General features: G+C 60.3%; 11 protein-coding genes. 7 read left to right on the top strand and 4 right to left on the bottom strand.

The window, feature by feature from the left end:
- Positions 1-203 precede the first annotated feature (203 nt).
- Entirely contained in the window at positions 204-1,670 is a 1,467-nt protein-coding gene (locus CH283_RS18350; protein ID WP_141215268.1) for a DUF6924 domain-containing protein, read from the top strand.
- Positions 1,671-1,744: 74 nt separating this feature from the next.
- On the top strand, positions 1,745-2,002 hold the full coding sequence (locus CH283_RS18355) for a hypothetical protein (protein WP_141215269.1): 258 nt from the start codon (positions 1,745-1,747) through the stop codon (positions 2,000-2,002).
- A gap of 1,194 nt (positions 2,003-3,196) precedes the next feature.
- Here CH283_RS18355 and CH283_RS18360 read toward each other — a convergent pair.
- Positions 3,197-3,877, bottom strand: a complete 681-nt coding sequence (locus CH283_RS18360; protein WP_141215270.1) for a hypothetical protein — start codon at positions 3,875-3,877, stop codon at positions 3,197-3,199.
- A 552-nt stretch (positions 3,878-4,429) separates the two neighbouring features.
- Positions 4,430-5,446 carry a LacI family DNA-binding transcriptional regulator gene (locus CH283_RS18370; RefSeq protein ID WP_094638239.1) on the bottom strand — a complete coding sequence of 339 codons (1,017 nt, stop codon included), beginning with the start codon at positions 5,444-5,446 and terminating at the stop codon, positions 4,430-4,432.
- Between the two features lie 146 nt (positions 5,447-5,592).
- Between CH283_RS18370 and CH283_RS18375 the strand changes: the two genes are divergently transcribed.
- Genes CH283_RS18375 through CH283_RS18385 form a run of 4 tightly spaced genes read left to right on the top strand, consistent with a single transcriptional unit; the run spans position 5,593 to position 8,727 of the window.
- On the top strand, positions 5,593-7,053 hold the full coding sequence (locus tag CH283_RS18375; RefSeq protein ID WP_176460316.1) for an APC family permease: 1,461 nt from the start codon (positions 5,593-5,595) through the stop codon (positions 7,051-7,053).
- The gene (locus CH283_RS18380; protein ID WP_176460317.1) at positions 7,050-8,180 is read left to right on the top strand and encodes an alpha/beta hydrolase family protein; all 1,131 of its coding nucleotides are present in this window, start codon (positions 7,050-7,052) and stop codon (positions 8,178-8,180) included. Before CH283_RS18375 ends, CH283_RS18380 begins: the two co-directional genes overlap by 4 nt.
- A 32-nt stretch (positions 8,181-8,212) precedes the next feature.
- Positions 8,213-8,335 (top strand): hypothetical protein, encoded by a 123-nt coding sequence (locus CH283_RS28795; protein WP_255183259.1) that lies wholly within the window; start codon positions 8,213-8,215, stop codon positions 8,333-8,335.
- Positions 8,332-8,727, top strand: a complete 396-nt coding sequence (locus CH283_RS18385; protein WP_094638241.1) for a hypothetical protein — start codon at positions 8,332-8,334, stop codon at positions 8,725-8,727. Before CH283_RS28795 ends, CH283_RS18385 begins: the two co-directional genes overlap by 4 nt.
- A 595-nt stretch (positions 8,728-9,322) precedes the next feature.
- On the opposite strand, the gene CH283_RS18390 is transcribed toward CH283_RS18385, so the two are convergent.
- Entirely contained in the window at positions 9,323-10,930 is a 1,608-nt protein-coding gene (locus CH283_RS18390; RefSeq protein WP_094638242.1) for a class I adenylate-forming enzyme family protein, read from the bottom strand.
- Positions 10,931-11,078: 148 nt separating this feature from the next.
- The gene (locus CH283_RS28800) at positions 11,079-11,207 is read right to left on the bottom strand and encodes a hypothetical protein (RefSeq protein ID WP_255183260.1); all 129 of its coding nucleotides are present in this window, start codon (positions 11,205-11,207) and stop codon (positions 11,079-11,081) included.
- Between the two features lie 996 nt (positions 11,208-12,203).
- On the opposite strand from CH283_RS28800, the gene CH283_RS18400 reads away from it, so the two are divergent.
- Positions 12,204-13,802 carry an acyl-CoA carboxylase subunit beta gene (locus CH283_RS18400; protein WP_094638243.1) on the top strand — a complete coding sequence of 533 codons (1,599 nt, stop codon included), beginning with the start codon at positions 12,204-12,206 and terminating at the stop codon, positions 13,800-13,802.
- Position 13,803 lies beyond the last annotated feature (1 nt).

A 13,803-nucleotide genomic window follows, 5' to 3' on the forward strand; every position in this document is an offset into this window, starting at 1 on the left:
GGGAACAGATCCGAGGGTCGAACTACAGCACCATGGGACGGAACGTCCAAGCAATCGTTCACCGACCCGACGGGTCACAACAACGAGTCCTCCACACCCCCGACTCAACGTGGCGATACGAGAACGAAGCGGGCGAGCCGACTTTCATCGAAAACCCCACAGACCGTTGGTCACTCGGTGCAGATGACATCATGGTCCACGCTGTGAAATCACCGAACACCATGTACGCGGTGATGGGTGCCAGCCAACCGTCCGTACTGCTCCGGGCATACGACGCATTTCCGCCAAGCGCGCTTCGTGGATTCGACGATCAGCGATTCGCCCACCCCAGCGCACCCCGCGCTGTGACCGTTCGCGGCCGCGCCGGCTGGGAAGTCACTGCCCGGGACGAGCACGCGAACGAGCCGGTCACCTACGTGTTCGACGCCGAACTCGGCGTCGCAGTCCGGTGGCAACGCGGTGATGAGTGGATGGAACTCGAAAAACCCACTCTCGATGCCGAATTCGACCCCGCTCTGTTCATCTGGACCGGTCCGTCACGGCCCGTCGAGGACGACATCGCACAGCATCAGCGTGAGCACGAGGAACGCCAACGTGCGCTCGCCGAAATCCCGCAGGCACTGCCGACATGGCTGCCGATCACCACGAACACGCAGTCGCTGTCCGGGGACCCTCGTACCGGGGAACTGAGTCTGTCGATCAGTGGACACTCACCCCAGTTCACACTGCGCCGCTGGGTGACCGCGATCGGCGAGCACACCCTCGAATGGCCGAACGACGTTACACCGGAACGATATCGACAGGCACTCGGAGAGTGGACCTACGAGATCCGCAGTTACCAGGAGATCGATCCCAACGACTGCGCACGCATTGTCGAATCGATCGTCCCCGTCGAACCGCCCGAGCGTGACCCCGCGGACATCAACGCCGAACTCGCCGCCGAAGAATCTGACCGCCGAGAGAAGGAATTGCTCGCCACCCTCGGAACCGGTGAAGTACTTACAAACCACCTCGACGGCGAGTCCCTCTTGATCCGTACCGATTTCACCGACGACGATTCCTGGCGCAACATCGCCGTCGCCGCAATGGCTCCTGTTCCGCAAGGTGACGGTACGGAGTTCGCCGCATACCTCACCTGCATCGACAACCGCGACTACGACGGGTTGACTGTCGACGGTCTCCTCGACCTGGTCGGCGACCCACCGCCTTACTACGCCTTTCTCGTCGATGCGGAGACCGTAACCAACCCGGAGATGCCCATCGTCGCCGTCTACACCGGGCCTGACTATCCGGAACGACCGCGCGGCAAAACCTTTCGGGTCATCCCGACCGAGATGTGCAGCGTCGAGAACAACCTGTCGATCGCGAACATGGACTTCGAGTCCTTCGCGGACAGCGCCGACGACGACGACGGAATTTTCCGCGGATTTCCGGCCCCGCCGCCTCAACGATTCGTGGGAGTCATCGAACTGGTCGAGGCTGCTGCGAGAAACATATCGACACCGGCACTTTCACGGTTTCATCTGACCTTGATCAAGAACAGTGCCATACGCGAACACCACGTCACTGAAATCGACGACCTCCGTCAAATATACGAACGGATGTCAGAGAACGACTACAGCTCCTGCAAGTTGCCGAAAGAGGCGGCCCTGCACTCAGTCTGCACCTGAACGTCGACTCAGGCTACTGGTCGGCGGTCCTCGATCCGGCTACCTTGATTCCCCGAGCAGCAATGCTCGTGCAAATGCCGCTTCCTTATACGGACGTGCGCACGACGGCCGCTACCGTGCAGTCGTGGAATCGTGAGGGCAGATTCGGTGTCCTCGAATCGCCCGATATTGCGGGCGGGTGCTGGATGACGTCCTTCTCCATCGTCGACGTTTACGGGACAAGTAACTTCGAGCTACGGGTCGGGCAGCAAGTCGAGGTCGATTACGTGAGCAACTCCAGCCCCGGCATCGCCCATCCTTTTCGTGCCGTCGAAGTGCGCTTGGACGTGTGAAGCGGCTGAGAATCTAGGTCGACTGGGCTTCCCAAATCTGGATTCTGAGGCAGCTGTATTTGAGACTGTCCTTTTGGATGTCCAGCCGCTGACAACTTGTCCATGGCCAAGAGGAAGGTCCCCAATGGTGGCCATGCCGAGGTCCACACCGGTGGCCAACTGAGAGTCCGCCCCGCGTTCGCCGTGTCGATCAGAAACTTCTGGTCTGCGTCCGTCGGCTTAGCGGCTTTCGAATCATTGCACAAGGAGATCTCATTGCCTCTTGGCATCCGGAGGGGGTACGGACCGACGCGCCCAAGCCGTGAGCGCGACGTATTTCAATGTACTAGCGAAGTCCGTGACGCTCTTCGCCGCCGGAGGCGTCAGTAAATATACGGCTCGTTAGTTCTCGTCCAGACGTAATTGCCCGGGTAGTCCTGATTGTCATCCGGCCCGCAATAGGCGACGAATCCACCTGCGTTGCCGGGGGCGTCACCGGCCGAGCATGATGCGCCCACGACCACGCGTCGCGCGAAGGGTCCGTTCGGATCCGGAGTGAATCGGGTGGGGCTCGGGGCGGGCGTGTACGCCGGCGGCGCTTGCTCGATCGGCGGCGACTGCTCGAGCGGGGGCGACGCGATCTGCGGTGCAGCGGGTGCCTGCGTGGCTGGCAGTTGCGACTCGTACGTTGAATACTCCTCCGGCTCTATCGGGGCCGGCGAAGGCCCGAGAGCGTCTACCTCTACCGAAGCGCTGACGTCGGAGAGCGTCGGCAACGGACTCGTTGTCGACGCAGCGGGAAGGGCGGCCGTCCGTGTCGCCGACACGGACGTTGATTCCGCCGAGCCCACATCGTCGGAGTCTCCGCACGCCGACACACATACCGCTGCAAGTAAGACGGAAATCAGAACACGCTTCACAGGAGGTAATAACGTACGACGGACGCGATCTGTTACTCGCTGACGTCCAAGATGCCTCGTTCGCGTTCAGGTCACACTGCGAGCGCGCATACCTGTCACTCGGAACTGTGCAGGATCTCGCACCACCGACACAACCGTTGAGCAACTACTGACGCACCGGCCGGAACAAAACAAAACAAGTCGCGTCGCATCCAAACGGAAGCTAACTAGGGGGAATAAGCAAAAGTGATGACAATCGGCGAAGCTGTACCACTGCATCCACATAGCTGATGAACATAAGTCTCAGCTCGGATCGTTACTGTACCGCGGGCACCATCCACTCCCACCCGTTACGCCCTGACGGTGCGGGCAAGAAGACACTTTTTAGGCCGGGTGGGGCCTCGAAGACGTATGTTCCACGGTACTTCGACGACGGAGCGTATGCATCACTGAAACCATCCGTTTCTGCCTCGTCACAGGTGAAGACGGAGCTTGGGTAAATATCGGTGTCAGTAGTCCCGTCAGCGTCAACACCGCCCCAGCGGGCAGGGTTCATCATGCCGTTGATCGCCGGCGCCACGTTCTCACCCTGGTATTGATAGGTGTCGTAGTCTGCGGATGTCTCGAAGCTGACATCGGCGAAGATGAACGAACCTTCCTCGGAGGCTTTGGTGGTACCGCCACCGGACTCGGTACAGGTGGGCGAAGTACGGATACTGTCCAGGCTGAACCGCAATAGATCGGCACTGGTGTCGTCGGGATGTGTCACGCGGGCAACCTCACCGATCTGCTTTTCCACTCGCCCTTGGGCATTAGGTGCAGAAACAGAGGCGGAAGGCGCAGTCGAGGATGATTCGGGCGTTCCAGCACTTGAGGCTGCGCTCGACGAGGTGGCGGACACTGTGGCACCGGAGTCGTCGCCTCCTGACGAACACGCCGACATGAAAACGCTCAGTGTGGACACCGCAGACAGCGTGATTATCGCTGATTTGTTCACGACGGACCTCTTTCCTTCGCAAGACTCATTGTCAGTCTTGCAGTGCACTGCGCAGGCCCGCAGGGTTTCCAATGTCTAGCAGCAACGCTTACTCGCCAGCTCCCCGCCCCATCTCGACCACGTCGATGACGAGTCCGTGCTGATCCGTGCCGATTAGACCGACGACGACTCTCGACGCAACATCGCCGTCGCCGCAATGGCCCCTATTTTGCAAGGTGACGGTACGGAGTCTTCCGGGTATCTCGCCTGCATCTGACTGCGCTCATCGGAATTCCCCACTGACGCTTACTGAAATTCCCACCCGTGTGACGCCGCCGACGAGGGCGGGTCTCCCCGGAGGCAGATGGTCTCTAATCACGCACCAGCACCCCAAAGGAGACCCGCGATCTCATGCTCACTGGGAAGAGGACATAGAGATATTCGCACTGCACGAACAAGGCACGTCGATTTCGAGACCGTCGAAAGATGCCTTCGAGAGGTCAGCGGAGGACGCGTTTGGTCTCCGCGGTGAAGGTAGGCGAAGCGGGGCGCAAGGGGGTCCCGCTTCGATGCTCAGCGGCTCGAGGATTCCCGGATCCGAAGAGTGGTGGGTACCGTGATCGACGCGGACGGGGAATCGGAGATGAGAAGATCGATCGCCGAAGCGACCTGCTCACTTGCGTGCAAGTCGAGCGCAGTGATCGGTGGGCGCGAATGCTGAGCTTTGAAGCCGTCGACATCTTGAGCGACAAGCAAATCTGCCGGCACACGCAGGCCTAGCTGGGAAGCGGCGTCGAGGATGCCGATACCGAAGTCCTCGAACAGACCGACAATTGCGTCCGGGACCTCGTCACCCGTGAGGAGGTCGTATGCAGCAGCTTGCGCGGCACCGACAATCCCAGCGCGAGTGTCTTGTTCGGCCAGAGCGACCGTCCGAAGGTCGAGAGCGCATCTGTTCGCGATTGCCCACTCGCGCGCCGCCTCAGCCGCAACAACCTCGTTATGCCATCCGCTATCGGTGGACAGAACAGCGATCCGCCGAGCTCCCATGGCTCGTAGATGTGACAAGAGTTTTTCGATACCGTGGGCCGTATCCGGGGTCACGGTGAGCACGTCTGGATGGCCTGGGTCGAGGCCCATCGTGACGTACGGGATCGCCGACTGTCGGAGCATCTCGGTGCGCAAGTCGCCCCTCGTGGGCTCGAGCACCACTACCCCGCGCAGGCCGAATTTCGACAAGTTCATCGTCTCGACGAACGGCGGCAGGAGCGTGAGAGCTCCGCCATGCTCGAAGGCGGCCTGACTCGCCGTCAGGGCAACCTGCGAATACCAATCCGTGCTCATCAACTCGCCGATGGGCAAGCGGGCGATCGACGGAAATGTCAGCCCGACCACATCCGAACCACCGGCTACAAGGTGACGAGCTGCCCGGGACGGCACGTACTGCAGCTGCGCGGCCACCTGCTGAACATGGCTACGGGTCTGTGCATCGACCCGCCCTTTACCGTTCAACGCATGCGAGACCGTCGTGACAGAGACTCCCGCTGCTCTCGCAACGTCAGTGATCTTCGCTCGACCGCCGCCCGCCATGCTCGTGACACTATCGCACCGCTTGACAAACGCAAAAACGATTTGGCACACTCCTCGGCAATCGCCAAAACGATTTGGCGACGCTTGGAATGACTTCCCAACGGCGCGAAGACCTCCGAGTCACGATTGCTTCTGGAGGAGCACCCATGGCCGCGATCGAGCACAACGCAGAGATTCCCGCGCAGCCCTCTCGCCGAAAAACCCTCGGCACCCCGCACTTGCTCTTCTTCGTCGTGGCAGCTGCGGCTCCCGTGGGGTTCGTGCTCAGTGCCGTTCCCCTGGCCATCGGACGCGGGGGCATCGGCACGGTGGGCGCCTTCATCGTCACCGCTGTCGTCCTGTTGCTCTTCGCCGTCGGTTTCGTCGCCATGGCCCAACGGGTCCAACAGGTCGGCGGACTCTACGAATTCGTTGTCGAAGGCATCGGCCGGGTCCCAGGAGTGGGAGCCGCGTACGTCGCAGTGGCGACCTACGCCCTCGCAGCGATCGGCGCCACCGGTGCGTTCGCCGTGTTCGCGGACATCGCAAGTCAAGATCTGCTGGGCTTCGAGGTGCCCTGGATCGTATGGGCGCTCGGAGTCGCAGCATTGATGGGTGTGTTCGGCATCCTGAGGATCGAAGCCAACGCCAAGATCCTCGGGGCCATTATCGTCGTCGAGATCGCCATGCTCCTCGTAGTGGCCTGCGTCATTGTGTGGCAAGGAGGGGCAGAGGGCCCCTCGATCGCACCCTGGCAACCGAAGGAAGTCTTCGGAGGGCACAGCGGTGCAATGTTCGCAGTTACCTTTGCTGCCTTCGCAGGCTTCGAGGCGACTGCAATCTATTCCGATGAAGTTAAGAACAAGCATTCCATCGCACGTGCAACATTCCTCGTGATAGTGGCGCTGGCGGCATTGTATTCCTTTGTTACTTGGGCATTGATCACCGCGTATGGAAATATCGGTGCAGTCTCGGCCGCCGCCACAGATCCGACAACCATGTTCTTCACAGCGACCCAGACATATGTCGGCACCTGGGCAGTCAGAGTATTCGAGGTCTTGATAGTTGCGAGCTGGTTCGCTTCCATCCTCGCGTTCCACAACGCCACCGCGCGGTACCTGGCGACGATAGGGTCGAACGGCATGGCACCGAAGTGGCTCAACACAACTCGCCAGAAGTCGGGAACGCCGTGGAAAGCAAGCGTGTCGCATACCGCACTGACTTTCGTCGTCATCGCCGCTTTCGCATTCTTCAACGGGGATCCCTACCTCGATCTGTACATCCTTGGAAGTACCCCCGCCATCATCGGCATTCCTCTCCTCGAACTTCTGGCCGGCATCGCAATCATCTGCTATTTCTATCGTCGGACCCCATCCCGAACCAGAACCGTCGTCCTCGTCACCTCAGGACTGGCCGCCGCTTGCCTGGCAGCAGTCATCGCGGCAATCATCGCAAATATCGAACTGTTCACCGCACGCACCGGTGCCGCCAACGTGATTGTTTCGGCCCTCATGTTCCTTCTCTTCCTCGGCGGGATGGCGTGGGCACTCCTCCGCCGCGATCACACGAACCCGCACCGTGCGCACCCGAGAACACCGTCAGATCAGCACAACCAGGAGCATTCGTGACCTACAACTCATTCGATCGCGGGCATTATCCGGTAGGCGTTCTCACGGACTCGTGGTGCGATAACGAGCGCAACCGCGAACTACCTGTCGAAATTTGGTACCCGGCCACAGACGAAGTCCGCGGCCACGACCTAGATCCTCAACGACAGGACTCGTTCACCCCAGGCTGGGTCACAGAGAACGACACGGACGTCGAGCTCTCGAGACAAGCAGCGATCCGCAACGCACCGGCAGTTCCCGGACCCCACCGTTTGATTCTGCTGATCCACGGCTGGGCCGGCTTTCGGCGCGAGTCGACGTTCATCGGAACCCACCTGGCCAGTCACGGATACATCGTTGTCTCGCCGGATGTGGTCCTGAGCACCTACACCGACGTCGACGCATTCTTGTCAGCACAGACACAGCCCACCGACCCGCGCGCGCTCCACGATCACCTGACAGCAATCGCAGATGCTCGGAAGGGCGACATCACCTTCCTCGTCGACCGAGCCGAAGCATCCCTCGATGTCGACGTCAGCGCGGTAGGTATCACTGGCGCAAGCTTCGGAGGCTGGAGTTCACTCCAAGCACCGGCGAGCGACGCCCGGATCGCCGCCATCGTCCCCATGTGCCCCGCCGGCGGGCGCTCCCCCGTCATCCCGAACGAATCCAACCTGTTCAGGGCACTCCTGGACCTGGACTGGAAGCAGCCGGCTGCAACACTCCTACTCGCCGCCGATCGCGATGCGCTCCTGCCGCTCGACGGTCAACTGGAACTTCTCCGTCGTGTCCCTACCCAAGATCGCCAAATGGTGGTGCTGCAATCCGCCGATCACAACCACTTCGTGGACGACATCGACACCGGCCAAGAGTGGCTGCGCGAATTCGCACACCGAATTGCCGCACTCTTCCCACAACGCGAATGCGGCAACTGGCAACTCGTCGCCGCATCGGTCGTACCTGCGGACGAAATTGTCCCAGGTGCCATGGCGCATCAGGCGTGGCGAGGTCTCATCACGGCACACATGGACGCCCACCTGAGATCGAACATCGAAGCACGAGAGTTGTTGCACGGCAACATCAGCGAGGCGCTTGCACACCGCGACATCGGAGCTTTCGTCATCGATCCCCGGCCGGCTACGGCGTGAACTACGCACCAAGCGCTCCGAAAGGACGAGGCATGCCCCATAACGGTAAGCACCACAAAGCGAAGGCCAACGTCGAGGATCTCGGAGCGCACACTGGACCCTACGCTGCACTGCCGAAGATCGGCCCGACACTGTATGCGCGGGTGATCCAGTGACCGAGAAAGAACGTATCGGCTCGATCGTCGACGAAGCTTACGAACTGATCGGATTCGAGCCAGGAGAGCAGCCTCAATGGCAGGACTTCTGCCGGTTGTTCGTCCCATCTGCAACCCTTGCGCTCCGCGTTTTTCCACAGGACGACGCAATCACCGTCATGAGCCTGGAAGAATACAGCCAAGCGCAGATGCAACACGGCCTCAGCGACCACGGCTATACAGAGACGCCAACAAACCGAACCGTTGAGATATTCGGCTCCGTCGCGGTAGTGCACCAGAATTTTACGATGAACTTCACCCACCAAGAACCATCAAACGCTATCGACGTTTTTCTACTGGCACGAGATGCTGCCGCCTGGCGAATCGTCTCAGTAGTGAGTGACAACACGTAACAGCCCCGGCGTCCGGCAAATGAAGCGAGCCGGGAATGACGCGCAGCGTTTCGGGGACGATTTTCCCAATCCAGGAATCGGTGCGGAACAGATCGCCGGCCGATGGAACCTCTCGCGCACTTGGACCATGTCAAGGCTCTGATGGACCAAGACCCCTTCCTGCGTGCTGGAGTCGTCTCCGCATACGACTACATTCACTTCCGGGCATCCCGATCGGCAAACTCCGCCCTAATCGAGTGGACGATAGCCGAGACGATTCGACGACCTTTCAGAGCAAATTAGATAGACCTGGATTGGACACCGTTCGGAGCAATCCAAGCGTTTTTTCGCAGGACGACTCCGAAGTCGGGTCGACGTGACGTCAAACACCGTGCGTAGTTGACGAGTCGCGCTCACAAATGCGCCCCTTACAGTGAGGCACCTGCAAGACGTACAAGTTCAGCGTTGATACGAGCAGCGGTATCCGAGCGTTGCGCTGCGCGCAGCTTCCGAGGACAACCCGTTCGACCAATACCAGCAGGGATAGAGGCGCACGGTATTGGGGTTCTCCTGTCCGCCCAGATTGTCGAGACCTTCACGACGACAACGAGAACGCTCAACTCGATTCCGCCGCCGCCCGTGCCGCCGACTGCAACTCAACCTTCTTGATTTTGCCGGAGGGAGTCAGCGGCAACGATTGCACAATGTGGATTCGGGCAGGGATCTTGTAGCGGGCCAGTTGGCTAGCACACTTGGCCAGTAATGCATCGACATCGACGATGCTCCCCGGCACCGGGACCACGTACGCGTACCCGACTTCGCCGAGCAGTGTGTCGGGTGCGCCGACGACAGCGCACATCGCAACCGTCTCGTCTGCGGCCAGCACATTTTCGATTTCCACGGGATACACGTTGTAGCCACTACGCACGTACATCTCTTTCTGCCGTCCGCACAGGGCTACTCGCCCATCCGACCGAATGACAGCAATGTCCCCGGTCACCAGCCACCCGTCATCGAGGAACGCTTTGGCGGTTTCGACCGGGTTTCCCCAGTACCCACTGGTTACGCACCTACCTCGAATATGTAACTCACCTTCACTGCCCGACGGCAGCGGGTTGTGCTCGTCGTCGGTGACGCGGACCTCGAAGTCACCGATACCGACGCCGAGCGTCTCGACGAGAGTGGCCAAGTCGTCGTCTGCAGCAGAAATTATGCATCCTCCGGACGTTTCGGAAAGTCCGTACAAGTTGGCCAACCGCGAGCCCGGGAATGTGTCGAGAATGCGCCGTCCCATTGCCGGTTCCACGTTGGAACCGCCGATCACGCACGTGCGGATTGAGGAGGTGTCCCTAGCAGCAAACTCCGGAAGATCCAATACCAAGGTGTACATAGTGGGTACCCCGATGAATATCGTCACTGCGTGCCGCTCGATAGCCTGCAGAGCCACGGTCGGGCTGTATCTGGGCAAGAGTGCTACTTTGCCTCGCACACTCATGGCGGCAGCCACAGTGCACGTCATGCCGCCGACGTGGTTGAGGGGCATGTGTCCGATCGCTACGTCGTCGCTTGTTTGATCGAGGTGTGCAGCTTGAGCGCGCGCGGAGGCAATGATGCTGGCGTGGGTCAACGTGGCACCCTTGGGATCTCCGGTAGTTCCCGAGGTGTACAGAATCACCGCCGGATCATGCTCTTCCACCAAGGATTCGGCGTGGGTAAGCGCCTGAATGTCGACGTCGTCGACCAAGAGATCCTCCCACTGGCGGCTATCCTCGAATCCGAGCTCTCCAAGAAAGACGTAGTGGCTCACCGTGGGAATACGTGGCCTCAGCTCGTCCAAGAAATCGACGAAGTCGAACTCGCCATCCCGAGCACAGCTGATCAACATGACAGCCCCGGACTGATTGAGCATGAAGCGGAATTCCCGCTCACGGTATGCCGCGTTGAGCGTGACGAGAACGGCACCGATTTTGGTGACTGCGAACCACGTAAGAAGCCACTGCGCCGAGTTGGGTGCGGCAATGGCCACGCGATCGCCGCGTCGGATCCCCAGTGAAAGAAGACCCGAGGCAAGGCTGTCGACCGTGCGGGAGAACTCTGCGTAAGTCCAGTTTCGATCCGAACACAGCAGAAATAACGACTCGTGCCCGGGCAATGCATCGCTGAGCAACCCGGGCAGTGTGGTCGGCTGCACTGACGACTTGCTCTGAATAATATTGCTATTCAACGGTATTCCTTGCGATTCGGACTAATGGCGGCGGCCGGGACGAGTTGGGTCGAACTGAAGGTTGGGTGGTTGAAACTGGTCCGGGCCGGTTCGGTTCAGCATGCGCTCCTGGGTCCAACCGGTCCGGGACCACGATTTGGTCAGGCTGCTAGCCGTTGGCTGCCGCTGCCGCCTCGGCGATATTGGCCATGTTGAGGCCGGGCAACAACATGTGACCGCCATCGATAGCCAATTCTTGGCCGGACACGTACTTCGACTCGTCCGAGGCCAGCCACACGCTGATCGCTGCCGGCTTTAGGCAGTTGCCGCATTGCCTGATTCGACCCACCGCATCGGCATATCTGGCACGAATGTCTTCCCCTTATCCCGAGGGTGCGATCTGGATCACATTTAATCATCACTTGACTGCAGAGTCAAGACCCGATCGCGGGTTCGACTGGTACCGAAGTCAAAAACTTCAGGCACAGTGAGCGAGCGCCAATGGTCTACCGCGTCGTCGTCAGCCCTGTGCACTGGCACCTGTGCCATGCGCGTGCACCAGCACACTGTCCGGCACCGCCAGGAGCTGGAAACACCACCCCGTAACCCGCCCAGGATCACCTCTCGACTGGTCCGGATCACGTCCGAGTATCAATTCATGTGTAGTGCTGCCGACTTCAGACCGCTTACGACCACCGATGAAACCGAGGTCAGCGTCAGCCCTTCGAAACAATCCTCACCTCCTGCAATAAGTGGCCGAGGATCTGCGACTCGAGATGCCCCGACTCGAGCGATGTGAGCGCCGCCCAATGCCTCGACCCCATCGCCGTCGGAGAGCCCAGGAAGCCATCGGAGTTTTGCGGTCGCTACCAGTAAGGCTAGGAAATGCACGTACTCGCGACTGCTCAAGATCGACATCAGGGTCAACTTCATCGATGAGCACAACCCCCTTCATATCCCCTTCCTACATGGCGTAGTACTGCAGCAATCTGAGGTGAAAGGCTCAAGCGAAAGGGTGTCCGGTTCGAGAGTCGGACACAGCGGGCCCATAGTTGATGATCCGATCAGTCCATGGTTAGCCGATCAGGGGCGACTACCTAGTCGTCCAGGTAGAACCCATCTTCAGCGGATTCGTACTTGATTTGTCAGTCAACTTGGTGTTGTGTAGGTCTCGATGGATGTAGCTCATCGATGCAACCGAGGTCGGTGCATCTCTGCCGATCGCTCGGCGCTGATGCCCTCAGTTGACGAGACGCTGCCTACCCCTGAATCTCCGACTCATCGAGGTGCACCAATGACGGTCATACCCACACGATTCGACGTCAGGTCGGAGCAATTTCTGCTCGACCGTTCCGCGATGCTGGACGCTCTGGAACCTCTGTCCGCTCTTGCTGATCGCGTCCTTGCGTCGGGCGGAGAGAAGGCAGTCCAACGCCATCGCGGTCGCGGCAAACTGCTCGCACGCGAGCGCGTCGATCTGCTGCTCGACGAAGACGCCCCGTTCCTCGAACTGTCCACTTACGCAGGGGCACACGACCCGGACGAACAGCCCGGCGGCCGGCTCATCACCGGCATCGGACCCGTCAGCGGTGTCGAGTGCATGATCATCGCCAACCAGCCGACGGTGAAGGGTGGCTCACTCAACCCCGACGCGGTGGCGAAACAACTCCGAGCTCTCGACATCGCGGCCCGGAACCGGCTACCTGTGATCACGCTCGTCGAATCCGGCGGCGCGGATTTACCCAAGCAGGCAGATATTTTCGTGAACGGCGGGCGCAGCTTTCGCGAGATCACCCGGCTCACAGCATCGGGCATTCCCACCATCTCGTTGGTGTTCGGCAGTTCGACCGCGGGTGGTGCCTATGTGCCCGGTATGAGCCAATACACGGTCCTCGTCAAGGAAGCTGCCACCGTCTACCTCGGCGGACCTCCTCTGGTGAAGATGGCGATCAACGAGGAGATCGACGACGAATCGCTCGGTGGTGCCGAAATGCACGCCCGCGTATCCGGGTTGGCAGATTACCTTGCCGAGGACGAGCGCGACGCCCTGCGATTGGGGCGTCAGATCGTGGCGGATCTGCAGTGGACCAAAGCCGGCCCGGGGGCCACTCTGCCCGCTGATCCTCCGGTTCACGACCAGAGCGAGCTGCTCGCGTGCGCTGCAGCCGACTCGAAGCGATCGGTGGAGGTGAGGGAGATTCTTGCTCGCGTGTTGGACGGCTCCCGCTTCGACGAGTTCAAACCACTGTTCGGCACTCAGTTGGTCACCGGCTGGGCCTCGATCGCGGGATTCCCGGTAGGTGTCATCGCCAACAACGGAATCTTGTTCTCGGATGAAGCGAACAAAGGGGCGCATTTCATTCAGCTGGCGAATTCACGCGATATCCCGTTGCTGTTCATCCAGAACATCACCGGCTTCATGGTCGGCTCGGCAGCCGAACGCGGTGGGATCATCAAGGATGGCTCGAAGCTGATCAATGCTGTCTCCAATTCCACTGTCCCCCATGTGACTTTGATGATCGGCGCTTCGTACGGCGCGGGAAACTACGCGATGTCGGGCCGCGCATACGACCCGCGATTCGTCTTCACCTGGCCCAACCACCGCATCGCAGTCATGGGCGGAGCACAGCTCGGCGGGGTCATGTCCATCATCAAGAAAACAGCAGCTCAGCGTGCCGGCACCGAGTTCAGCGACGCCGACGACGCCAGGGTCCGCCGCGAGATCGAAGACTTGATCGAGAGTCAGTCCGGTGCTGTATACGCCACCGGACGACTGTGGGACGACGGAATCATCGATCCTCGCGATACCCGCGCCGTTCTCGGCCTCGCCCTGTCCGCCGTACATTCCGCACCGGTGACCGGGACGTCCCGGTTCGCTACGTTCCGATTGTGAG

Origin of the sequence: Rhodococcus sp. 05-2254-2 (assembly GCF_002259095.1) — a bacterium.
Classification (GTDB): domain Bacteria; phylum Actinomycetota; class Actinomycetes; order Mycobacteriales; family Mycobacteriaceae; genus Rhodococcoides.